The sequence below is a fragment of the Pseudoalteromonas sp. Xi13 genome (assembly GCF_003952205.1).
GTDB lineage: Bacteria > Pseudomonadota > Gammaproteobacteria > Enterobacterales > Alteromonadaceae > Pseudoalteromonas > Pseudoalteromonas atlantica.
Window position 1 is genome coordinate 3,002,571 of the sequence record NZ_CP034439.1, and the last position, 23,876, is coordinate 3,026,446.

24 protein-coding genes are annotated in these 23,876 nt (G+C 39.6%); 7 read left to right on the forward strand and 17 right to left on the reverse strand.

Annotated features, from left to right (window positions below):
* Positions 1-203: 203 nt before the first annotated feature.
* Positions 204-1,037, reverse strand: a complete 834-nt coding sequence (locus EJ103_RS13455; protein WP_126008130.1) for a mechanosensitive ion channel domain-containing protein — start codon at positions 1,035-1,037, stop codon at positions 204-206.
* Positions 1,038-1,293: 256 nt separating this feature from the next.
* Here EJ103_RS13455 and EJ103_RS13460 point away from each other — a divergent pair, with 256 nt between their 5' ends.
* The gene (locus EJ103_RS13460; RefSeq protein ID WP_126008131.1) at positions 1,294-2,073 is read left to right on the forward strand and encodes a DUF2189 domain-containing protein; all 780 of its coding nucleotides are present in this window, start codon (positions 1,294-1,296) and stop codon (positions 2,071-2,073) included.
* A gap of 88 nt (positions 2,074-2,161) precedes the next feature.
* Here the strand turns inward: EJ103_RS13460 and EJ103_RS13465 are convergent, their stop codons facing one another.
* Positions 2,162-2,941 (reverse strand): nucleoside-binding protein, encoded by a 780-nt coding sequence (locus tag EJ103_RS13465; RefSeq protein ID WP_126008133.1) that lies wholly within the window; start codon positions 2,939-2,941, stop codon positions 2,162-2,164.
* 612 nt (positions 2,942-3,553) lie between these two features.
* Here EJ103_RS13465 and dps point away from each other — a divergent pair.
* Positions 3,554-4,069, forward strand: a complete 516-nt coding sequence (gene dps, locus EJ103_RS13470; protein WP_004587573.1) for a DNA starvation/stationary phase protection protein Dps — start codon at positions 3,554-3,556, stop codon at positions 4,067-4,069.
* A gap of 250 nt (positions 4,070-4,319) precedes the next feature.
* Here dps and EJ103_RS13475 read toward each other — a convergent pair whose 3' ends face one another.
* Entirely contained in the window at positions 4,320-5,687 is a 1,368-nt protein-coding gene (locus EJ103_RS13475; RefSeq protein WP_126008135.1) for an alkaline phosphatase PhoX, read from the reverse strand.
* 206 nt (positions 5,688-5,893) lie between these two features.
* Between EJ103_RS13475 and EJ103_RS13480 the strand changes: the two genes are divergently transcribed.
* Positions 5,894-7,042: a hypothetical protein gene (locus EJ103_RS13480; protein ID WP_121637930.1), complete on the forward strand. Its 1,149-nt coding sequence runs from the start codon at positions 5,894-5,896 to the stop codon at positions 7,040-7,042.
* A gap of 67 nt (positions 7,043-7,109) precedes the next feature.
* On the opposite strand, the gene EJ103_RS13485 is transcribed toward EJ103_RS13480, so the two are convergent.
* From EJ103_RS13485 to EJ103_RS13500, 5 genes are all read right to left on the reverse strand, one after another.
* A complete protein-coding gene (locus EJ103_RS13485; protein WP_126008137.1) occupies positions 7,110-7,787 on the reverse strand; it encodes a glutathione S-transferase family protein in 678 nt (225 codons plus the stop codon).
* Between the two features lie 69 nt (positions 7,788-7,856).
* Positions 7,857-8,498 (reverse strand): hypothetical protein, encoded by a 642-nt coding sequence (locus tag EJ103_RS13490; RefSeq protein WP_126008139.1) that lies wholly within the window; start codon positions 8,496-8,498, stop codon positions 7,857-7,859.
* A gap of 15 nt (positions 8,499-8,513) precedes the next feature.
* Positions 8,514-9,044 carry a topoisomerase DNA-binding C4 zinc finger domain-containing protein gene (locus tag EJ103_RS13495; RefSeq protein WP_346773397.1) on the reverse strand — a complete coding sequence of 177 codons (531 nt, stop codon included), beginning with the start codon at positions 9,042-9,044 and terminating at the stop codon, positions 8,514-8,516.
* A 4-nt stretch (positions 9,045-9,048) separates the two neighbouring features.
* A complete protein-coding gene (locus tag EJ103_RS20380; protein WP_346773398.1) occupies positions 9,049-9,321 on the reverse strand; it encodes a nuclease-related domain-containing protein in 273 nt (90 codons plus the stop codon).
* Between the two features lie 144 nt (positions 9,322-9,465).
* Positions 9,466-10,056: an ACP phosphodiesterase gene (locus EJ103_RS13500; RefSeq protein ID WP_126008140.1), complete on the reverse strand. Its 591-nt coding sequence runs from the start codon at positions 10,054-10,056 to the stop codon at positions 9,466-9,468.
* Positions 10,057-10,367: 311 nt separating this feature from the next.
* On the opposite strand from EJ103_RS13500, the gene EJ103_RS13505 reads away from it, so the two are divergent.
* Positions 10,368-11,696: a sodium:glutamate symporter gene (locus EJ103_RS13505; protein ID WP_126008142.1), complete on the forward strand. Its 1,329-nt coding sequence runs from the start codon at positions 10,368-10,370 to the stop codon at positions 11,694-11,696.
* Between the two features lie 79 nt (positions 11,697-11,775).
* Here EJ103_RS13505 and EJ103_RS13510 read toward each other — a convergent pair whose 3' ends face one another.
* Both EJ103_RS13510 and sodC read right to left on the reverse strand, forming a co-directional pair.
* Entirely contained in the window at positions 11,776-12,009 is a 234-nt protein-coding gene (locus EJ103_RS13510) for a ChaB family protein (RefSeq protein WP_126008144.1), read from the reverse strand.
* Between the two features lie 14 nt (positions 12,010-12,023).
* Entirely contained in the window at positions 12,024-12,593 is a 570-nt protein-coding gene (sodC, locus tag EJ103_RS13515) for a superoxide dismutase family protein (RefSeq protein ID WP_096740151.1), read from the reverse strand.
* A 507-nt stretch (positions 12,594-13,100) separates the two neighbouring features.
* Between sodC and EJ103_RS13520 the strand changes: the two genes are divergently transcribed.
* Entirely contained in the window at positions 13,101-13,346 is a 246-nt protein-coding gene (locus EJ103_RS13520; protein WP_126008146.1) for a DUF4235 domain-containing protein, read from the forward strand.
* Between the two features lie 88 nt (positions 13,347-13,434).
* Here the strand turns inward: EJ103_RS13520 and EJ103_RS13525 are convergent, their stop codons facing one another.
* The 3 genes from EJ103_RS13525 to EJ103_RS13530 all read right to left on the reverse strand — a co-directional run bounded on the left by EJ103_RS13525 (position 13,435) and on the right by EJ103_RS13530 (position 15,374).
* A complete protein-coding gene (locus EJ103_RS13525) occupies positions 13,435-13,929 on the reverse strand; it encodes a hypothetical protein (RefSeq protein WP_054982822.1) in 495 nt (164 codons plus the stop codon).
* 212 nt (positions 13,930-14,141) lie between these two features.
* Positions 14,142-14,276 carry a hypothetical protein gene (locus EJ103_RS20345; protein WP_277600526.1) on the reverse strand — a complete coding sequence of 45 codons (135 nt, stop codon included), beginning with the start codon at positions 14,274-14,276 and terminating at the stop codon, positions 14,142-14,144.
* A 126-nt stretch (positions 14,277-14,402) separates the two neighbouring features.
* Positions 14,403-15,374 (reverse strand): cytochrome C, encoded by a 972-nt coding sequence (locus tag EJ103_RS13530; protein WP_241232276.1) that lies wholly within the window; start codon positions 15,372-15,374, stop codon positions 14,403-14,405.
* Between the two features lie 475 nt (positions 15,375-15,849).
* Here EJ103_RS13530 and EJ103_RS13535 point away from each other — a divergent pair, with 475 nt between their 5' ends.
* Positions 15,850-16,158 carry a hypothetical protein gene (locus EJ103_RS13535; protein ID WP_004587588.1) on the forward strand — a complete coding sequence of 103 codons (309 nt, stop codon included), beginning with the start codon at positions 15,850-15,852 and terminating at the stop codon, positions 16,156-16,158.
* Positions 16,159-17,023: 865 nt separating this feature from the next.
* Positions 17,024-17,332: a hypothetical protein gene (locus tag EJ103_RS13545; protein ID WP_126008149.1), complete on the forward strand. Its 309-nt coding sequence runs from the start codon at positions 17,024-17,026 to the stop codon at positions 17,330-17,332.
* A gap of 447 nt (positions 17,333-17,779) precedes the next feature.
* Here the strand turns inward: EJ103_RS13545 and EJ103_RS13550 are convergent, their stop codons facing one another.
* From EJ103_RS13550 to gcvP, 4 genes are all read right to left on the reverse strand, one after another.
* Positions 17,780-18,199 (reverse strand): hypothetical protein, encoded by a 420-nt coding sequence (locus tag EJ103_RS13550; RefSeq protein ID WP_126008151.1) that lies wholly within the window; start codon positions 18,197-18,199, stop codon positions 17,780-17,782.
* 266 nt (positions 18,200-18,465) lie between these two features.
* Entirely contained in the window at positions 18,466-19,104 is a 639-nt protein-coding gene (locus EJ103_RS13555) for a hypothetical protein (RefSeq protein ID WP_126008153.1), read from the reverse strand.
* Between the two features lie 714 nt (positions 19,105-19,818).
* Positions 19,819-20,361 carry a DUF6795 domain-containing protein gene (locus EJ103_RS13560; protein ID WP_126008154.1) on the reverse strand — a complete coding sequence of 181 codons (543 nt, stop codon included), beginning with the start codon at positions 20,359-20,361 and terminating at the stop codon, positions 19,819-19,821.
* 482 nt (positions 20,362-20,843) lie between these two features.
* On the reverse strand, positions 20,844-23,735 hold the full coding sequence (gene gcvP, locus EJ103_RS13565; protein WP_121637944.1) for an aminomethyl-transferring glycine dehydrogenase: 2,892 nt from the start codon (positions 23,733-23,735) through the stop codon (positions 20,844-20,846).
* Positions 23,736-23,876 lie beyond the last annotated feature (141 nt).

The window sequence follows — 23,876 nt, forward strand, 5'->3', positions numbered from 1 at the left end:
ATGGGTCGATAGTTTTTATGAGCTTTAAAACTAAAAGCGACTATGCAAATGCAAAATAAAGACCAGCCATCCAACCTAGTAAAAAAGGGCTGTACAGACAAAAAAGTAGTATTTGAGGTAATTTATAAAAGAAAAAATTACACGGGTATGTAACTTTTTCAGACAAAAAAAGAGCACTTATAAAGTGCTCTTAGGCTTAAGCCTTAATCTTTATTCTCGTTAACTAAAATAACTTTACGATGTGGGAATGGAATTTCGATATTGTTTTCATCAAGGGCTTTTTTAATCAGCTCTGGCACCGTGTATAAAATTTCGAAGTAGTGCTCGCCTTTACAAAAAGGTCTTACTAAAAAGTCTACCGAGCTGTTGTTTAGTGTTTCTACTTCAACAAAAGGAGCTGGGTCTTTTAGTATGTATGGATGAGTCTCAAGCACGCTATCAATAACTTTGCGAACAGCGTCGGTGTTTTCATCGTATGCCACACCAAAGTGCATATCTACGCCACGAATAGGATGATGCGAATGATTAATAATTTGCGCTCCCCAAATTTGGCTATTTGGGATAATAACTTGCTGATTATCGAACGTTTGCAAAATAGTTGTAAACATATCAACCTCGGTCACTTTACCAAAGCGCCCTGCGGCTTCAATAAAGTCGTTTACTTTGTAAGGTCTAAATATAAGTAACATTACACCTGCAGCTAAGTTAGACATAGCACCTTGCAGCGCTAACCCAATAGCTAAACCTGCCGCACCTAATAGCGCAATTATTGAAGCTGTTTGCACACCAAAGCGGTTTAACACGGCAATAAATACAAACGCTAAAATAACATAGCGCGCCATACTGCCTAAAAAGCGAAACAGCGTGTCATCAAAGTGAGTGTATTTATGGCATAAACTAATAATCATATTACGCACTTTACCCGCAAGCCATAAGCCTATTAGTAATATAACAATTGCCATTAGAATATTTGTTGCCCACATTACTGCTGCCGGCAAATACTGATTTACATCAATATTATTTATTATCTCGTCCATTTTATTGTTCCTGTTAGACTGGTTGTAAATATAAAAGCATATTAAACACTTAATATTAACTTTTCATTAACTAAATTACGAGTTTTTACCTATTCGCTGTATTCACCTTTCATTTTTATCACCAATAACAGTTATAAAATCAAATCAGTATATAAATTGACCGGAAATATTTTTTAATGCGTATATATTGTTCAATTTGTAAATAAAGCCAATGTGTTCTAAACCTTTAAGAGACACCTTGTTAAGGAGCGTTGTTATGCCAACAACAAATACGATTAATAAACACTCTGAATTTGCCCGCTGCATTGAATGCAATAAGGTAAACACATTTGCGGCTTTTCACTGGCTAGCACTGGCATTTAAAGACATGACCCGTGCGCCCATATTGAGCCTTATTTACGGGGTAATATTTACCCTTATTCCTGTTGCTATTGTTTACTGGGCAATGTTTACAGGTACATATTTAGTAATACTGCCTGCAACCGTGGCGTTTGCATTAATAGGCCCAGCCTTTGCGGCAGGCCTTTACGATGTAGCATGGGAGCTTGAAAAAGGCCATAAACCCACACTTAGCCACTCTATAAAGTCGATGTTTAGAAACCCAGTAGGCGAATGGGGCTTTGCAATAATGCTAATGGTTATCATGATTGCTTGGATGCGTTTAGCCGCACTTGTGCATGCTTTGTATCCTAGCCACGCCAATCCCACCTTTGAAGAGTTATCGGCGTTTTTAACGTTAGGCAGCATAATAGGAGGGGTATTACTGGTGACTGTATTTTCGCTTTCTGCTTTTGCTCCACAAATAATGATGGAGCGCCGAGTAGATATTATGACCGCTGTAATAAGCTCTATGAACGCTGTAAAAACTAACTTTGCCGCTATGGTGGTATGGTCAATTTGTATATTTGTATTGGTAGCTGTTGGTTTTGCTACCGGCGCCACGGGCTTTATTGTAATTATGCCTTTGCTTAGTTACGCCAGTTGGCATGCTTATATTGCAGTTATTAAAACCAAAAAACCTCGCGGTTACGAGTAACAACCAACCACTTAAAGTTCCAACCACACTGACTAAAAATAGCGCCAAAAGGCGCTATTTTTTATCAACCTAGCAAAGCAAGCTGTGCTTAAAATACCCAAATAGCATGTAAAAAGGGCTGGTTTTCTATTTTATTAGTCCCTAACTTGTTGTACCAATAGCGCCACTCCACCCCTACCATTAACTGTTGCGGGTTTAAATTAAAGTTTTGCCCTACATCCCAATGCACAGCGGGTTGAGCAAGCAACCACTCATTAACTTTATTGCCTAGTTCGTCATCACGCCCAGAAATATATTCTACGTGGCCGGTAAAATAAAATGCTTGGCTAGCTAGTGTAAAAGGTGCACCCCATGCAAGGTCTATAAAAATACTGTTGTCTTGCTTGGCTAGCTGATCTTTTTGCACGCCGCCGTTGGCATCAATGTAACCTGCAAAAGTAGTTGTTAAAAAATCAAAGCCTGGGGCATCCCAGCTGAGCTTGATGCCTGGGGTGTATTTCATTAACCCCTCTTCACCGGCGTTTATACCAAACACTAAACCTGTGTCTTTTATTGCACCGTAACGCACTGAGGTATCAAAGGCTTTTGATAAGCTAAGCGTTGTGTACCACTCGCCATATATACCCGTATCTTGAAAACCATCACTAAGGCTGTCGTTTAAAAAGTCGATAAAAAAGTAGTTATCACCTAAGTCATGCTCTGAGGCATGCTCTATGGTGTAGGTGCGTGTAAATGACGACTCCCCGGTGAAGGGATTTAAGGCATCGCCAAAATTTGTGTGAAGCTGTGTGACGCTCCAATTTTCTGCTAGTGCTGAGTGAGACAAAAGCAGTATAGATATTGTAAACAGTGTTTTTAAAAAATTCATGATTTATTTACATAACCCCAATTAAAATGCGGCGGGAGTATATCAGTGAGCATTCACCAACTAAAGAGATTAAATAAGTACAAAGGCTGATTTTTAAAATCTAAGCAGTAAAGCCCAATAGCGCGGCTTTAAAAGAGCAGCGTTAGCCCTTTATAAAACACCTGAATTAATCATTACGCAGGTAATAAATAAGCACCTTTATATTTTGTATACCCTTGCATAGCTTATTTACTGGGTTTTATTTAGAGGTTGTAGCGCGTGCAATATTAAGATGGGCTTTTAAAGGCAATTTAATAACGGCATGAATTGTAAGGCTAGGTACTTTAGTTAGCTGTATTACACAGACTATGCCTTATTGAGCATAAACAAATTTCAACTCAATCGATAAACAGCCACAGCTTTTTTACTACTGTGCACAATTTACAAAAATAAGTGCATAAAATTCATATTCTACGTCTCTCCCTTTTTAACCTTACGTACCCAATTAAAAATAAAGCATTAAATATCAACAACTTAAACAAACAAGCTTGGTAGGCATAGGCTTTGCTTCATGTATTGCAAGTTAAATGGTAGCAATGGCTACATACAACAAATTACACAACGGGAGACATTATGAGTAACTCACAACACCCAATTGAATTTACAGCCCCAGGTATGGATAACGAATCAGCAAAAAAAACAATTGAAACACTCGATAACCGACTCGTAGCACTTTTAGACTTACAACTTACTTTAAAGCATATTCACTGGAATGTAGTAGGCCCAAGCTTTATTGGTGTGCATGAAATGTTAGACCCACAAGTGGATGCTATTCGCGAAATGACCGACACCATCGCAGAGCGTATTGCTACATTAGGCGGTACGCCACAAGGTACACCTAAGTCTATTGTAGATCGCCGCACATGGGAAGAATACTCATTAGGTAAAGCCTTTGTAGTAGAGCATTTAGGTGCATTAGACAAAGTATACAGCGGCGTAAACGCCGACCACCGCAAAGCCATTGGCACGCTGTCTGAATTAGACCCAGTATCAGAGGATATGATCACCAGCCAGCTAGGTGACTTAGAGCAGTTTCAATGGTTTGTACGTGCACACATTGAATCGTCTGCAGGTAAACTAAATCATTAATTTATTACCCACTTTGCCATACAAGGAATGTTAATAAGAGTTAAAGGACTAATAAAAATACAAGGACACGTTACAAAAGTAGGTACAGGATGAAGTGCAAACTACAAGGACTCGTTGCTTATTACATAAAGGATGTAGTAAATGCACCAAGGATGATTAAAGCTTGCTAACGGATTTGGTAAACCTACAAGGATTGTTAAAATACAAACGCTTAGTATACCTATACTAAGCGTTTGTATTTTTTACCACTTTAAAGCTTAAAACTATCCCAAGGACCAGTAATAGCCAACGTTTTAGTTGGCATGTATACGTTTACAAACAAGGTTTGCCCGTCAGGTGAAAAACACGCCCCAGCAAGCTCTGTTTGCGCATGCAATTTAGCAAAGTTATACACCTCTCCTTTAGGTGTCACCCCGCGTAAATGGTTATTCACCGTGTCTGTGTATTGATCCTCACATACAATTAAATGCCCGTTAGGTGCTACCGTTAAATTATCACCAAAGTTGTATAACGACTCGTTTGTACTTTCTACAAATAGTTGTATTTTACCAGGCTCATTTTGCTCTAACTCAGTGCCTTCGTTTTTTGAAGGTGTGTACTTCATTACCTGACCTAACTGCTTTTTGCCCCCATTAGTACAGCAAAAATAAAGCTCATTTTTACCCCAATGTATTCCCTCTCCTCGTGCGAATAAGGCTGCACCTTTTTTATAACCTTGCTTACGTAGGTCATCATTTGGGCTTTTAGGATCTGTGAGCGTTATCCATTCAACTAAAAGGTCGCTGTGTAATGGCATGGCCGGTGAATCCCAATTTCGGCTATCAAACTGAGGCTGGTTTTTAATTACCATAGCTTGCAATATGCCGCCTTTATTTAACTTATCGCGATGATGAGGAATAAACCGATAAAACAAACTATCGCCTCTATCTTCAGTTAAATAAACAATACCGGTTTGTGGGTCTATTGCGGCGGCTTCATGATTAAACCGGCCCATATCATATAATGGCTCAGGCTTAATTAAGCCTTTGGCGCTGGCTGGTACCTCAAAAATGTAACCGTGAGATTGAGACAAGCCATCGCTTTTATCCATAACGGTTTCTTCGCAGGTTAGCCAACTACCCCACGGCGTTACACCGCCTGAGCAGTTTCTTATTGTGCCACACAGCGATAAATACTCTTGTTCGCGTTTTTGCTCTTTTAAGTTATAAATAATATGGCTAGTGCCCCCAGGCAAAGCTACACCATTTTTAAATGAATCATAGGCTAAGGGGGTTTTGTGGTTACTAATTAAATCAGATGCTTTATTAATGTGTTTAGGTTGTAGCTCATGGTTACGTATAAGGGCTACGCGTTCGTTATCTAATGCAATACAACCCATGCCATCGGCACGGTCGGGTACGTCTAAACCATCATCCATTTTATCGCCAAGTGCCGATATAACCCGATAACTAAAGCCTTTAGGTAAATCTAATAAGGCCTGAGGGTCGGCTATTAATGGGCCATAAGCTGGCAACTTAGTCGTTACTTCAGGTAAAGCAACGTTACCCATTGCGCTGCGCGATAAGCCGATAAACGCAAGCGAGCCTGCACTAAATAAAAACTCTCTTCTAGAAACCATTATTTTATTCCCGTGTTTTTTATTAAATCTATAGTAAAGGAAATAACCCGCTAGAAGTGCGGCGCTTTGCTAAATTCATCAAAATGTAATAATGTAACATTCCATCCGTACCAGATATCAGTTAATTCAACTTTAAATAATTGCCCTCACTGTTTAATAGTAGGATAGTAAGTTACTCAAATAACAACGGCTTAATTAGGAGTATCATGATCAAAGTATTACTAGCAACCAGCTTAATTGCCTCTTCATTCGCAGCTTTAAGTAATCCACTCACCGTTGAAGAACAACGCATCAGCAAAGCACAAACAGCAATGCCCACTGTGTTAAACGCCTTTAATAAAGAAGTAACCACCTTTGAGCAACAGTTTAAAGCACTCAATAACTTTAAAGAGGCAAAGCAGCTCATTCAAACCTATAGTTTTGAGCTGTGGGAAAGCGCTAAGCAACGCATTATTAAAACTAACAATTACGACGACCGAGCACTTTACTGGGCGCGCTTGCTTTCAAGCAAAGTAATACGTACAACCGAAGCTAACGTTGAGCTATCTGACGCGCAAATAAATACGCTGCTAAGCATGCTTGAAGAAGGCAGCCGAGGCCGCACCGATTTAGCTTTTTCATCAGGTAGTGATAAAAAAATTATACTTACCGGATTTGACCCTTTTTTACTCGACAAAAATATCAACCAAAGTAACCCATCTGGGGTCGCCGCATTGTTACTCGACGGCCAAGTTATTAATTACAATGGCGTTAGCGCCGAAATTAACACAGTTATGGTACCAGTACGCTACGAAGACTTTGACCAAGGTATAATAGAATCACTCCTTGCCCCCTACTACGCACTTAATAACGTCGACATGGTTGTAACGGTTAGCATGGGCAGAACCGAGTTTGATTTAGAGCACTTTCCTGGTAAACGCCGCAGCGTAACCGCGCCTGATAACGCCAATATTGTCTACGGCGGTACGCAAACAAGCCCTGTTATACCCAAGCTAAATGGCCGCCCACTACCTGGTAATGAGTTTGTAAAATTTAGCCTACCAGTAAGCGCCATGCAAAACGCCAAAGGCCCATATAAAGTAATCGACAACCGCGAAGTAACTACACTTAATAAAACCTTTAAAGCCGGCTCGTACGGCGCACTTAAAAACAGTGTTGCGGTAAATGGCGGCGGGGGTGGTTATTTGTCTAACGAAATATCGTATCGTAGTATTCGCCTGCGTGACGCGCTAAATTCGAGCATTCCTACTGGGCATATCCATACCCCGCGTATTCAACAATTTGAACCCGAAACAGAAGCCAACATAGTTAAACAAATTAAAGCAATGCTCACGCAAAGCTTAGTGGCATTATAATAAAGCTAAGCAATTAATATGCATAAAAAAAGGGCAATATTAATTGCCCTTTTTTACTTTTTAAGCGTTAGCTCTTCGGGTAGTTAGATGGGAAAAACGCACGTTTAGCTTCTTCATCAAACTCTTTTTTAAAGGCGACATCGGTGCCAATTTTGCGTGCACGCGCAACCGCTGGCCGGCTATCAACGCTTTCAAACCAACGTTTTAAATTAGGGTATGGTGCTAGTCCTTCTTCACCAAGTACTACTGGCGCTTTATCAATCCAACCCCAAGCAGATACATCAGCAATAGTGTATTCATCGCCCACTATAAAGTCGCGACCTTCAAGGTGTGCATCAAGCACTTCGTAATGGCGCTGCGCCTCACGCAAGTAACGGTTAACGGCGTAATCAAGCCCCTCAGGCGCCATATGTCTAAAGTGTACACTTTGCCCCGAATACGGCCCAAGGCCCGATGCAATAAACATTAACCATGAGAGCATTTCAGCGCGATTCTCTGGCTTACCTGCTAACTTACCGTGTTTTTCGCTTAGGTACATTAATATAGCGTTCGAATCAAACACACGAGTTTCACCATCAACAATGGCTGGTGCTTTTGCGTTAGGATTGATGGCTTTAAACTCAGGCGTATGTTGCTCACCTTTTAAAGTATCAAGTGGCATAAGTTCAAACGGTAAGCCTGTTTCTTCTAAAAACAAAGCAACCTTCATTGGGTTAGGTGTATGGTGAAAATAAAATTTGATCATAAAACGCTCCTAAAAGTAGTAGCTACAATTAAATCATAACTTGAGCGGTCGTTCAAATAACAAAAATAATTAGCTAAAGTACTTAACCAAACAACTCACTTGTATTAACCCTACACCAATATAAGCAAATATAAAGCGTGCTTCTTCTTGTGCCTTTTTAATAAATGCCACGGCAAAAGTAACTACAATAATAATTACACTTAGTGCTAAGCCATATAAAAAAGAGCCACAAAAGTGAGGTAAAACAGCAAGTAAACACGCAATAATTAATGCGCCATAAAAAGCTAAAAGCATACGAACGTTAAACAATATCCCAAGCAATGCAGTTATAAACGCAGACTCATATAAAATTACAACCTCCCTAGGCCACGCGTAACTTAGTGGATGTTTAAAATTAAAGCTTGTAGAGTTTAAACTAGTAACCGCAGACGAAGTCGCGTGTATAAAAATACTAACTAATAAAGCGCCGATAAAAAATGCAGCAAATGCCGAAACAGCACCGCCGCCTGTATACCCTGCTTTCTCTTTTTCTATCACTATAACCACAACACTCAGTGCCGCACTAAGCTGAAACCATTGCCAGTAATCGTTACTAAAAAGAGGGATTGCGGCAAAGCCAATAACGGGGACTAATATTTTGCCTTCTTCGTTTTTGTGTAGTAAATAAAAAGCCATAATAGCTATATAAAACAGTGCCGTTACATCAGGCATAAAATCTACTTCCTTTTAAATCTCAACACTATTTCTACATTTAGGGAATGCACTACAGCCAAAGAACGTATTTCCTATATTAGTACCTTTCTTTGCTTTACGTAGTACCATTTTCTCACCGCAACGTGAGCATATCTGAGTTTCTGAGCGTTCTTTTTTTGGCGCCTGCTTTTGTTCAATAATCGTTTTTACATGGCTTACATGTTGGCGATTTGTTTTAAAACTTGGTTTTAATTTTCCGCTTTCAATTGTATTTACTATATCGTTTTTAGTATTAGCACTAAGTACTCGCTCGGTTTTACTTTTAATGTACTCAATACCGCCGCGTACAAATCTAACATTTTCAGGTAGTTTAGTTTTAAATGTGCTGTCGCCAATAAAAATAATAACCGAAAATAATGCGTGACTGTTTATGTTTAAATACGACTCAAGTGTTTTTAAATGCTTGTAGTTTTGATGCAGTGGGTTTTGAAATTTTGATGAGTGTTTAAAAATTTTTTGTGTCCACATTTTTTGATTCGCTGAACCAAAAATCCAACCTTTCATGTTTTTAGTTTCCACCACAAACACCAAACTCAGACACAATAATATGATCAATTTGCGTAGTGCCATTTTCAATGCCGTTTTCAAAAGTAGGCAGTGTCACATTTTTAATTAACGTGTAATCTGCCTTATTTAAAAACAGTTTAATTAGCACATTAACTTGCCACTCTCCCATCGCTCCTTTAAACCAAGGTGTTTTAAAAACCCCAATACAAATAAACAGCGGTATAAAATACCAAAGCTGGCCTAATAACGTGGCCAAAATCGTAGAAAAACCCATATTTAGTTAATCCTTTAAGCTATACAAATGGCAATAATAGAGCCGCGAAATTTAACAAAAATAAACTAGCAGTACACGTAATAATGCACGTAATAATGCACGTAATAATGCACGTTCAATACTAAACACATTTAAGCATTGTTTTTAATACGCCCTTTCTAAGGCATGTTCATTAACATGTTCAATTAACTCAGGGAAAAATGCTAAAAACACCGTTTCTAACTCATGGTAGTTTTGCGCTATATCCTCAGCGGCACCGGCAAAGTTATTAGTAAAACGAATGCGTTTGGCTATGTTATCAAGCGCAAGCCCTACCCCTTCTATAGTTTCGTATTCTTTAAACCAATCGTTTGTAGTCATGCTGGTTACAACACGCTGCATGCGCGCTGGCATAACCGCTATGCGCTCATTTAAAAGTGCGTAGCTGCTGCGTTTAAAATCATTTAAAGGGTGTTTGTTAAATTGCTGCCAATGCCTAATTAAAAAGTGATCAAACAGCACGTCAATCGCTACGCCTGCAAAGCGCTTTCGCTCGGGCGAAAAGTACTGTTTAGTGGTTTTTACTAAAGCGTGTGAGTCGGTAAATTTATCAACTAAGTAATGGTTTTCTAGCGCGCTTTTAACGCTATTGGGCAGGTATTCTGCGTGCCTGCGTCCACCAAAATCACCTAATAAATTGCCAAAGTGTGAATCGGCTGTAGGCTTTGCTAAGTAAAGATGAGCTAAATAATTCAACGTAATCCCAATGGGTTTAAACAAACTTAATTTTGCCAAATAGTAACGCACATTTAAGCGAAACTCACACGAGTGTTTAGCGCACTCTCTGTGTATTTACCTAACACTTTAGTTTGAAAATTATACAAACACTCTGTAAAGCCGTTGCACTCAATTCAGCATTAAATATTTAAAATAGAATTATCAATCACTTAAAATTTAAAAATCGCTGGAATATATATTGCTACTTAGCGTATTTAGCACTCAAACATGTATAGTTCTTTTTATTAGTGAGTAGTTTAAAGGAGCATAAAACATAGGTTAAATCAGTTATGGATATAGCTATATTTTTTAAGTCGTTACTACTACTGGCCTTTTTTTTAACGCTAGGTAATTTAATTAAGTACACATTTTTAAAGGGCTTAATTGTGCCTTCATCGTTAATTGCTGGCGTATTAGCTCTTTTATTAGGGCCACAATTACTTGGTGAGTATATTAATTTGTCGCTCCAAGGCACTAATTTTTGGATAGATGAAAAGGTCACAAGCATATGGAAGGAGTTACCTGGGTATTTAATTGTAGTGGTGTTTGCAGGTTTATTTTTAGGTAAAAAAATACCTACAATTAAACAATCGCTAAATCAAAGCCTACCCAATTTAAGCTTTGGCTACAGCATTGCCATAGGCCAATATGTGGTGGGTATGATCACGGCATTATTAGTACTTGCCCCTTTATTTGATACCAACGAAGTTGCCGGCGCACTCATTGCGGTGGGATTTCAGGGCGGGCATGGCACCGTAGCTGGCTTGCAATCCACTTTTGAAAGTATCGATTTTGCAAAAGGTATGGACTTGGGGTTAGGTATAGCAACAATAGGCCTTATAAGCGCCATCGTGTTAGGGACTATTATGTCTAATCGCACCGATGGGGGCGACCAAGAACTTGAAATTAGCCACGACGAAAAAGTAGAGGTAAAAGACCGCCCATTTGGTCTGCACTTTGCTATTTTAGGCACGGTTGTTATTGTTGCTTGGCTTATTCTTAGTGGCTTACAAGTAGCCGAAAAAAGCCTTTTTGCCGATTCATCGGTAAAAATACTTGAGTACATGCCTTTATTCCCCATTGCGATGATGGTGGGTTTAGTGGTGCAAATAGTGCTTAATAAATCAGGCATGGGTAACTTAATTAGTCACTATCAAATAAATCTGCTTTCTAACCTCTCCCTCGATTTACTAATAATTGCCGCACTGGGTGCGCTTAACTTATCGGTACTTGCTAAATATTGGCAAAGTATTTTAATTTTAGGCGCAGTGGGGGTTGCCTATAGCGCAGCTATTTACTTTTTCTTTGGTGGGTGGTTTTTCCCAAAAGATTGGAAAGTGAGAGGAATTGGCGAGCTTGGGCAATCTATGGGCACTACGGCGGCTGGGCTGTTAATGCTAAAACAGGCTACCTCAAACCCAAGCGAGCATATTCGCCCCTTTAGTTACAAACAACCACTTTATGAGCCCGTGGTTGGCGGCGGTATTGTTACTGCCCTTGCACTTCCTGCCATTGCTAATTTTGGGCCGTGGGCATTTACTATTATTATGGCGGTTATATTAGCCTGTGTAGTGGGTGGTTTTGCCTTTTATAAACGCCGCAAACACAAAAGCGAGTAGCCTAATTGCGCTATAAAAAAGCCGCTACAACTTTTGTAGCGGCTTTTTTATGCATTGGTTTTTTTACTTGTACCAGTAACTAATTATTCGACTTAACCCAATTTCCATTATCATTTTTACTGTAGCTATTTTTAACCGCAGACCAAGCCACTTTATGCGCTGTGGTTTCGCGGTCGTCGTCGTTTTTTCTATCGTTTGGGTCCTCGTAGGTGTCCCACGCGCTATTAAACGCTTCTTGATATATCTCTTGGGCATGTTTAGGTAAGTTACTTTTTACCGAATCCGGTAACTCGTTTGTGTTTTGATAAGGCATAAATAATCTCCGTATTACTTAATTACGCCGCACGCAACACGTTTACCGCCACCACCTAATTTCTTGGGTTCGTCGGCATAATTGTCGCCCCCTTTGTGGATCATCACTGCGTGTTGTTTAAGCTGCTCAAGCTTGAGTCTTGGCGCTAAAACAGGCGATTTAGCTTCGCCGCGCTCATTTACAAATAACGCAGGTAAATCGCCTAAGTGGCCATTACTCCACGGTTCATCGTGGTGTTTAGCGCTGTTAGGATCAAAGTGCCCACCAGCAGCACCGGCAGGTACAACTTTACCGTTTTTTTGCTTTGGCTCGCAGCTAGCATATTGATGAACATGAAAGCCATGCTGCCCAGGCGTTAAGCCTTTAAGCGCAGGGGTAAATACCACCCCGTGCTCATTTTCTGTCAGTGTAACGGTGCCAAGTAGCTCACCTTGCCCCGACTTACTTACTGCATGCATATCAACATCTACATTCGCCAATGCGCTATTTTGTAGCATTGCAGCGGTAAATAATATGGCGCAAGCTGGTTTAAAAATACGTGTTACGCTTTTTTTAGCGGTTGAATCAAAGTGTAAACAATTCATCGTGATCTCCTCATGTAGTATCAGGTTTGTAAATAACGCGACTGCTCAGTTATTAGGTACAATCTCTATACCAAGCTCACTGTAGGCAAAAAATTTCACCTGCGCTAAACGTAACGCATTGATTAAAAATAAAATAAACAAGGCTAGATAATTAACCACTACACATACATAAAATTTACTGCATGTTTTTGTTTAAACGCTATACAAAAACTAGTGCAAATTTACAAAAGAAATGACAACTTTACAGGCTTAACACGCCCACCCGTCTAATACTAAGTACCGCTCAAAACGGGTAAAAAAGGAGCTTAACCACTTAATAGCGCATTTACTAATACCGCGCTAAGCCAATAGCACAGCGCGTTTAATCAAAATACGCGCCTATGCAAACGATAAAATAAACCATGCTCACCACGCCTGCTGCGCTATCGGTATACTAATTGCTGAACATACTAGTGTTATTAAACGGGTTATAGATGACCCTATCGCTATTAAACAATCGAGGGAATTATGAGTAACAAGCAACTAATTAAAACACTAGGTATAGGCCTAGCCGCCGCATCAGCTGGCATGCTAACCAGAAAAAGTTTACAAAAATCGTGGGAAAAGGTAACCAACGAGCCCGCCCCAAAAGACAAGCCGAGCGAGCATACAGATCTTAAAGAAGCCGTTACATGGGCAGTGGTATCAGGCATTGGTGCAGGCGTGGCAAGAATGGCCGTACATTATGTGCTCGACAACCGTAAATCTAAGTAAGCCAATAGCCACTAAAGTGCAACGTAAAAAAGCATAAAAAAAGGTGAAACTAAGTTTCACCTTTTTTATTACTTTAAACTAATTAGCTTTACGCGGTAGACACACTACTCGCGCCTGCATTTTTAAGTATTTCTTCAATCGCGCTTTTGTTATCGCTGTTGTACTTAACACCAATTAATATAGAGCCTTTTTCAATGGCGTCTTCGTAAAATTTAACTTCGTGCTCAGGAATAAACGCCCCAATAGCAGCGCCTAAACTTCCGCCAACGGCAGCACCAGCGCCGCCCGCTGCAAATGCAGCCACTAATGGGCCTGCTACTAATAAACCTGTACCACCGGTTGCCACGGTACCTACGGCAGTAAAACCGCCAACAATTGCAGCTATAATACCACCAGACGCTGCACCAACTATGCCGCCTTCAGCCGCTTTGGTTCCCTCGTCTAAGGCAAAGTCTTCCTTTGCGTATGAGTCATTGGCTACAATGCTTATATCAGCTTCATTAATACCTAATGCTTCTAATCTATAAATAGCCAGTGTTGCTTGTGATGCGCTTTCAAATAACCCAGTAATAACCGTGCTCATAATAACTCCTTTATTTATTTAAAAAATACAGCCATTACTAAGCAAAACCTGAACCACTTAAATTATTGCTATTAATCAATAAGTTAAACAACAACCCCAAACTACTGCTTTCATTTACACAGTAAATATTGCTAACCGTTGTAAAAAACTCCTACCACATAAATAAATACACTAACGCTTAGCGCTTTTATATAACGCGTTAATCAACTCAATTACTTAGACCAAGTAATTTCGGCTAATTGATTAGTAGCCGTTTGATGAATAATTAAGCCGTTATTGCCCATACGCATGTGCCTAATTAAGCCAGAGTAAACCCCTTCTTTACTCGGAATTTGCCAGCTTTGCATGGTTTGAGTTTTTAAATCAAACCTAACCAGCGTTTCGGGGCGCTTAGCCGACTCATTAAACCAAATAGCATTATCGGCATATTCAATGGCATACGGGTGGCTGTTTTCGCCGCTGGGATTATCCCACTACGTTATTTTACCGTTTTTGGGGTTATAGCGACCAAGTTTACCCATGCCAGAGTTTACATAAAACACCATATCATCAGGCGTAATAGCAAGGCGCCTAGTATGTGTTTTAGCACCTGGGAGTTTTATTTCGCTAAGCTCCATGGTGTTTTTATCAACTTTAACCAAACAGTTACTGCCATTACACGACACCCACGGCGTCCCGCTAGAATCAAGCTTTATACCATAAGGCCGCGAGCCTTTAGTGGGTAAAGTAGCCAGCTTAATATCACCGCTTTTAGGGTTTAGCCTGCCAATCATGTTGCTGTGCTGCAGGGTAAACCAAAATATACCTGCATCATCAAACACGCCTGTATGCGGGTCACGGGCGTTTTTATCAGGCATTTTATACACTTTAAATTTTTCGGTTTTTAAATCTAAATACCCAACCGTGCCATTTTTATTACCTAAAAACCAAGGGGTTTGGTTTTTATCAAGCGATACACTGTGCGCATACGTACCACTTGGCAAAGTGTACTCTTTCATTTCACCGGTTTTAGGGTTTAACCTACCTAAAATATTGCCCCACTGGCCAACCCACCAAATAAGCCCGTTTTCACCTTGCACAGGGTCGCGAGCGCGTTGCCCAAGCGTAGGCACTTGCCAGTATTTAAAGCTTAGTTTTAAATCGCCTTTAACCACCGTTGACTCGCGCTTATTATTAACAGGGTAATGCTTGGCCAAATACGCGCTAATATCTTTACTAAGCGCAGTACCCTCGCCGGTATCAACCATATAGCTTATGAGTGTTTGCCAATCCGCTTGGCTATAACCCGCACTGCGCTCAAGGTTGTTTAAACTATGGCAACTAGCACAAAGCTGCTCAACTAATACCCCAGGCTCGTTACTCAATACAGGTAACGGCGCAGCTAAAGCCCCTAGCGCAGCCATTGCAGCAAAGTGTTTATTAAATAAAAATCGATTTTTACGCATAACGTCCTCCCTTTTTTAATATTAAAGCATAGGGCGAAAGTGTTTACTATGTGAGCACTTTTAGCTTTTAGCTTTTAGCTTTTAGCTTTTAGCTTTTAGCTTTTAGCTTTTAGCTTTTAGCTTTTAGCTTTTAGCTTTTAGCTTTTAGCTTTTAGCTTTTAGCTTTTAGCTTTTAGCTTTTAGCTTTTAGCTTTTAGCTTTTAGCTTTTAGCTTTTAGCTTTTAGCTTTTAGCTTTTAGCTTTTAGCTTTTAGCTTTTAGCTTTTAGCTTTTAGCTTTTAGCTTTTAGCAGAATAGCGTCGTTTTTATTTTCGGTGTGAAAATCGTTATTTTTTGTAGGGGTAATAGTAATTCAATTAGTTTTGAGCTGGGTTTCGCTTCGCACAAACCAACCTACGGTTGTTGCATAGCTACAAGCTTGCGTATAATGCCCGCATTCTGGCTGTATGTATTAACCGCTAATTTGGATTTTAATAATGAAAAAACTCTCTGCAGTGCAAGTAAAACAACAAGCACTTGTGCTTAACGTTGCCGATAAACTAGAAGCACAAGGGCGCGAAGAAATCCCTGGTATGTTGCAATGCTGGTTTGATGTGGAATATCACTTATTTCCAAGTTCACTACTGCTTTGTTTTCAGTTCGAAAACGAACAAGCTTTAGCAGCCGCAGAGCCTGATTTATTAAAATGGCAAAAGCGCTTAAGCGCCGCAATGCTTAAAAAAGGCGTGATTTTAAAAGATATGCGTAAACATTTAGTGTTTACCTTAAAAGGGCCTGACGATTAAAGCGAGGGTTTTAAAGGAATATAAGGCCTTATTCTTGTATTACCGAAGCGTATAAAACCATAATGAAAAGCCGTTACATTACTGTAACGGCTTTTGTGTTTTTATTAGCTTCTAAATAGAGCCAAAGGGAAGCTAATTTCCCCGAGCATTTCTATTTTTAGGTGATAGTAGTTAACCTTTAAATAATTAAACGCAGTAATGAAGCTCAATGCAGTGTAAAAGTGCCTAAAGTCGCCATCGCTCAAAAAGGTATTTTCACGCCCTCTTCCACGATTCATCTCATGGTAAAACGCATCCTCATACTCTATTCGCAGCGGCCTAGACATAGCAATTCACTCAATAAGCAGTAAACTATAAATCTAGACTCTTGATGTCTAAAGTCAAGACTTGACCTCTTTGGCTGCTTGATGTCTAAAGTCAAGACTTGACCCCTTTGGCTGCAATTATAATAACACCCACTCTGATTTATCTATTTTTAATGTCTGAAGTCAAGATTTGACCCCTTAGGTTTATAATAACACCCACTCTGATTTATCTATTTTTAATGTCTGAAGTCAAGATTTGACCCCTTAGGTTTACTTGACCCCTTAGGTTTACTTGACCCCTTAGGTTTACTTGCTTAAAAAACTAAAACAAACTCCCCCTTCATATTAAACCAAATAGTTTGCGCTTTCGGCCAACGCACTAGCAAGCTAAGCGCCTACAATAAATAACATTGTATTTAACTTTAGCTGTGGCTATTACATTGGCTATGCGTTGGGTTTCGCTTCGCTCAAACCAACCTACGGTTGTTGCATAGCTACAAGCTTGCGTATAATGCCCGCATTCTGGCTGTATGTATTAGCCGCTAATTTGGATTTTAATAATGAAAAAACTCTCTGCAGTGCAAGTAAAACAACAAGCACTTGTGCTTAACGTTGCCGATAAACTAGAAGTACAAGGGCGCGAAGAAATCCCTGGTATGGTGCAGTGCTGGTTTGATGTGGAATATCACTTATTTCCAAGTTCACTACTGCTTTGTTTTCAGTTCGAAAATGCACAAGCTTTAGCAGCCGCAGAGCCTGATTTATTAAAATGGCAAAAGCGTTTAAGCGCCGCAATGCTTAAAAAAGGCGTGATTTTAAAAGATATGCGTAAACATTTAGTGTTTACTTTAAAAGGGCCGGATGATTAATAAGAGAGCTTTTAAAGGGATATAAGGCCTTATTCTCGTATTACCGAAGCGTATAAAGCCATAATGAAAAGCCGTTACATTACTGTAACGGCTTTTTCTTTTATGAGCGCTTAAAGTAGAATTCATAAAGGATCAATTTATGGCTCAGGGATTTTTATTAGCCGATGATGCTAATTAGCCGTTAAACAAAATGAATTGCAATATTAAAACGAAGGCTTGTTTACTCAATGCAGTATAAAAAACACTTCAAACCCTCATCACTAAAAAGTTATTTTTATACCCTATTTGCAGCGGTCTAGACATAAGAATTAACTCAATGGGCAACAAATAAACCATTAATATATGAAGTCGAGATTTGATCCCTCTAGTTTTTTAGAGCTAATCGAAAATTAAACCTTAAAAACCATCCTAAATAATTTTTAATATAATCTTATTAAGTTTTATTATTTAAAAATACTGTTTAGCCTTTTCACATGCAGAATCTAGCATTGCCATTGATGAGCTTCTCACTTTATCTGAGCATAACTTATTCAAAATATTAACTGCAAAGCGTTCGCATCTAGGTAAAGTGTAGAGCTCATATTCTTGAGTAACACCTAGTGCAGATTGATAACTTAGCTGGTCAAAGTATTCATTAGCCCCTAAAGCAGCAACTTCCTTTTTCGATTCTCCAGAAGAATGATATATTTTACTTAGTACACCATTGGCAAAATCAACAACGCTATTACTTTCAGATAAATCATTTTTAAGTGAGCAAACACTAAGATAAGGTGTAGCTTTGCCCACATCAAAATATAAATCATTTCCTGCCGCAAGCTGACTAAAAAGTATAATACTTATTAAACAAAAAGGCTTAATTAGTTTCACTCTGCATTTCTCCATACTTTAAGCAAACCATACATATTACTCCAATATATGATAAACAAGCCTAGGGATTGAATCGAGCAATCAAACTCAGTACCAATAGCTAGCATAGCCAGTGTTAGAATCAGCAGTAAACTTGAAAAAATAAATGATATTATTAACAAGTCCTTATTAGAATGACTTTTAGCTTTCTTTTGGGCTATATGATGTCGAGTAAAAAGATTGATGCATATTAAGCAAAATATTACTATGCAGCCTTTTAATATCATCTAAATATCTTCCAGTTTAATTAAACCTCTTAAGATTAACTCTTTTTTGGCATCCGCTTCATTTTTGCTTGAACAATACCACAAAAAAGTAGATATAACAGTAACATACGCCGCTGCATAACTACTTCCAATAAGAACTTTTGAGTTTTTAGTAAATTGTGAAGCGGCGGCTTTACCCACTTCACTGTTAGAGGCTTTCACTATTGCACCTTTAGCCGCAGCTTTAACTCCGGTTTTTTTTATATTTAAAAGCGATTCTAATATTGCAGGGACGCTTGTTCCTACAGTCGCCACACCTAAAACAGCAGTTGCTTTAGCTAGGTCTTTGTTATTTTCAAAAAAGGCTCTTAATTCTTTGTCACTCATACTCCAACTAAACCACTTTGGATTAAACGCTAGCTGTGCAACAAGTCCATACAGGTACTCTTTAACGGGTCCACTTTTTATTGCTAAAATTGCGGCATTTAACTGTGTCTGTTTATAGCGACTCAACTGCCTATAGGCAACTAGGCCTGTTAATATAGATAAGATATCATCTTCGTTCCTAATCTGATTCTCAATTTTTTTAGCATCTAAAATATTAATTAAAAAACCAATAGGATCTGCTTTATACTGTTCTGTTACATAAGGTGATTTCATCAACTCTTCCTTGTTGTTGTGGGTGCTTGTAGCTAAAATGATACTAATTAAGATAATTTAAATCAACTTTTTGGTAAAGCTTTGTTGTCAACTTTTAAAAATTTTCTTCTGTTAAATAGAAGCAAAACATTCAGTAACCTCTTCATTTTCGTGATACCTTAGTAGGTGTTAAACAGATAACTCATTAAAAATGATCAAGCTAGCAGCTGTGTTTTCTTGATCTTTTTAATCGAAAACCAAGTATCCATATTAAGTGTACTCAATTTAAATGTAACTCCCCACTTAGTAATGATGTCAATTGGTGTGGATATCCACCAATCACCCATTTGGATTTAGACTAAGCATTACTGATGATTATTTAAGGCCCATAACTTTTGCCTTAGTCATCGTTTCGTTCCAATGTTAGTAAAGCAGTATGGGTCTAGCAAGGAGTCAGAGCTTGACTTCAGACATCAAATCACCTCGAAGGCCTTCCCACCGCAATTGAATCTTATCTTCAATAAATAATGCATTTAATCTACCAACAGCTTTTGATATAGCCGAATAATGCCTAACATTAAAAACATTTGCTAATCAAAATCAAAGTGTCTAGACAAAGCTCCATAATAAGCGGAGCCCTCGACACCATCAGTTGTGTCAGTTGAATATGGTATTGCTGCAAACCTAGCTACTAATGAAGGAGTTAAAACTTGCATCATAATAATTTTCTTTATTTTATTTAACTTTATCACTAGTAAGATTTAGGTGTTCATCAACATCAATAACTTCAAAATCTTTATCCCAACGACAAATTGAAGTCCCCTCTAAACTCATTTCTTCTCGACTACTAGAAAAGCTAAATAAAATAGCCTCATTAGTTATATCAGCGTTAAGAGAACCTAATTTACTGGTAAATTCATTAATAGGATTTTTCCCTATTAATGTCGCTCGCCAAATAATAAATTTTTTTCTATTAATGGTGGTGGTAATGTATTGGTTAGTAAATATTTCTTTGAATGGTACGCTGGGTTCATCAGAACGAATCGTTTTTTCAGGAAACCTAAAACTGCCATCTGGATCTGTATAAACAAAATCTCTACGAGGCTTACCATCTGAGAAGCTAAGACTACGTAAAATCAATTGATTGCCAACAGGCTCACCGTTATTTTTTAAACACCCGAATACTTCAGGAGATAGATGTACTTTGTGCGCACCAAATTGATCAAAAAAGGGCTGAATTTTCGCGCTGAAGCTTTGAATTTTGTCAATGACTGACACAGTAACCTTTTGAAATATCATTGTTTTTGGAGGAAGAATGTGTAATTTATTATGAAGATTACCCACGGTCCTTGTCGATATTAAAATATTTTATCGAGTATTAAATAATATGCAATTAATTTTTCAGCTGCTCATTGGTAAAATAATATAAATTGAAATTTCGAACTGGCTTAATTGAGCTGAACACTTTAATAATAGACAACGTCGCAATATTAGGAGAAAAGGATCAATTCAAGACTTCACACATGAAATTATTAGGCAATCTTTCAAGTTGTAGTTTGATCTTACCATCTTCAGTTATTAACTTATTTAATAACTATCCTGCTATTTGGGCTTCGCCAAAACGACAGTAAGCTGTGCATCTAAAGCGCTTAAACACAAAAAAGCCGTTACATGGCTGCAACGGCTTTTATAATTTTGATAAATTTTCAAACTATAATGGAACTTACTACCCATTAAAGTTCAAAAATTAGTCTCAACTCTTAGTCGCGATATGTCTCTACCGCTGGGCATGAACATACCAAGTTACGGTCGCCGTATACGTCATCTATTCGTGTAACGGTTGGCCAGAACTTGTCTTTTGCTACTGAAGGCACTGGGAATGCAGCGTAAAAACGGTCGTACGCGCGGTCCCATTCGTTACCTAACACGTCTGCTTGTGTGTGCGGTGCAAACACAAGCGGGTTGTTTTCGATTGACCATTCGCCAGAGATTACTTTGTCGATTTCGCCTTTGATTGACACCATAGCTTCGATAAAGCGGTCTATCTCGCCTTTTGACTCAGATTCAGTTGGCTCAATCATTAACGTGCCCGCTACTGGGAACGACATGGTTGGTGAATGGAAGCCGTAATCTTGCAAGCGCTTAGCTACGTCCATTTCAGTAATGCCTGATTGCTCTTTAAGTGGGCGTAGGTCAACAATACATTCGTGCGCAACGCGGTTGTTACGGCCACGGTATAAAATTGGGAAGTGCTGGCTTAACTCGTGTGTTAAGTAGTTAGCATTAACGATCGCCATTTCAGTGGCTTGTTTTAAGCCCTCTGAGCCCATCATGGTAATGTAAGCCCATGAAATAGGTAAAATAGCGGCTGAGCCGTAAGGCGCTGCTGATACTGCACCGTTGTTAATGTTTGTACCCGGAACGTTAATTACGCTGTGGTTTGGCATAAATGGCGCAAGGTGCGATTTAACACCAATTGGGCCTACACCTGGGCCGCCGCCACCGTGCGGAATACAAAACGTTTTGTGCAAGTTTAAGTGCGATACGTCTGAGCCAATAAAGCCTGGGCTTGTTACGCCTACTTGCGCGTTCATGTTTGCGCCGTCCATGTAAACTTGGCCACCGTGCTCGTGCACAATGTCACAAATTTCGCGAATGGTTTCTTCGTAAACGCCGTGTGTAGATGGGTATGTGATCATGATGCACGATAAGTTTTCAGACACTTCTTCGGCTTTCGCTTTTAGGTCGGCCATGTCTACGTTACCATTTTTATCGCAATCAACCACTACAATTTTCATGCTGGCCATTTGCGCAGATGCAGGGTTAGTACCGTGTGCTGAGCTTGGAATTAAACATACGTTACGGTGCGCATCGCCGCGCGACTCGTGGTATTTACGAATAGCAATTAAGCCTGCGTATTCACCTTGTGCGCCAGAGTTTGGCTGAAGTGAAACTGCATCGTACCCCGTAATATTAACTAGCCAGTCGTGCAGCTCGTTAATCATTATTTGGTAACCTTCGGCCTGATCGAGCGGGCAGAATGGGTGCAAGTTTGCAAATTCAGGCCATGTAATTGGGATCATCTCAGCGGTCGCGTTTAGTTTCATGGTACATGAACCTAGCGAGATCATTGAGTGGTTAAGCGCTAAATCTTTGTTTTCTAAACGCTTAATGTAGCGAAGCATGTCTGTTTCGCTGTGGTAGCTGTTAAAGTTTGGATGCGTTAATACTTCGTCATCACGTACTAAACTAGCTGGAATAGAGTCGCTACCGTTTGCTTCAATATCGGCTGCAATACTATCTACGCTTAGGCCATGGCCTTCACCTAGTACAATATCAAATAGCTCAGCTACATCGGCGCGGGTGGTGGTTTCTGAAACCGAAATAGAGTATTCGCCGTCGTGGTTTGTGGCAAAGTTAACGCCTTTGGCAAGTGCACGCGCTATTACGTCGTCTTTGCTGTCGCTCACTACTGTTAGCGTATCAAACCAGGTGCTGTGTTTAAGTGCGATACCTTTAGCTTTTAGGCCTGCAGCTAAAATATCAGCAAAGCGATGTATACGCTGCGCGATAGTTTTTAAGCCTTGTGGGCCGTGGTACACCGCGTAAAACGCGGCCATGTTGGCAAGTAGTACCTGCGCTGTACAAATGTTTGAGTTGGCTTTGTCGCGGCGAATGTGTTGTTCGCGCGTTTGCATGGCCATACGTAGTGCGTCGTTACCTAAACGGTCTTTAGATACACCAATAATACGCCCTGGTAATGAACGTTTGTATGCATCACGCGTTGCAAAAAATGCAGCGTGTGGTCCGCCGTAACCCATAGGTACACCAAAACGCTGGGCCGAACCAAGTACTACGTCGGCACCTAATTTACCCGGTGCTTTTAGTAGTATTAAGCTCATAATGTCGGCAGCAACACAGGCAATGGCCTTTTTGCTTTGTACGCCGGCAATTAGGTCGGTTATATCGACTACTTCACCTGATGTAGTTGGGTATTGGAAAAGTGCGCCAAAAATGTCGTGGTTAACGGCATCTTCTGCTTTACCTACAATGATTTCAAAACCAAACTGCTCAGCACGGGTGCTCACTACATCAATAGTTTGTGTGTGTACGTCGTCTGCTATAAAAAAGGCATTGGCTTTTTTAGCTTTAGATACGCGTTTTGCAAGGCCCATAGCCTCAGCAGCAGCGGTTGATTCATCAAGTAACGAGGCACTTGCTAAATCTAGGCCTGTTAAATCTAGGGTCATAGTTTGGAAGTTTAATAATGATTCTAAACGCCCTTGCGCAATTTCTGGCTGGTACGGCGTGTACGCAGTATACCAACCTGGGTTTTCTAGTACGTTACGTAAAATTACGTGCGGTACGTGCGTTGGGTGGTAGCCTTGGCCAATGTACGATTTGAAAACTTTATTTTTGCTTGCTACCGATTTCAAGTAGCTTAGTGTTTCAACTTCAGTACGGCTTTCGCCAACTGTTAATGGCTGCGCTAAGCGAATGCTTGCAGGTACAGTTTGGTCGATCAGCTCTTGCACACTTGATACTTCTAAAGCACTTAGCATATCGCTTACTTGTGCTGGGCTTGGCCCAATGTGGCGGCGAATAAAATCTTGCTTTTGCTCTAACTGTTCAAGAGATTTGGCGTTTGACATGCGTCTAGATTCCTATGATCCTAAATACTAACGGGTAATTAGTATTGATTAAAATATGTGATGATTTAATAACGTACTGTGTATGGGAAGTAGGCCGTTAAATCATAAAAGCCCCAAAAACAGTGAATGGGGCTTTTGTCA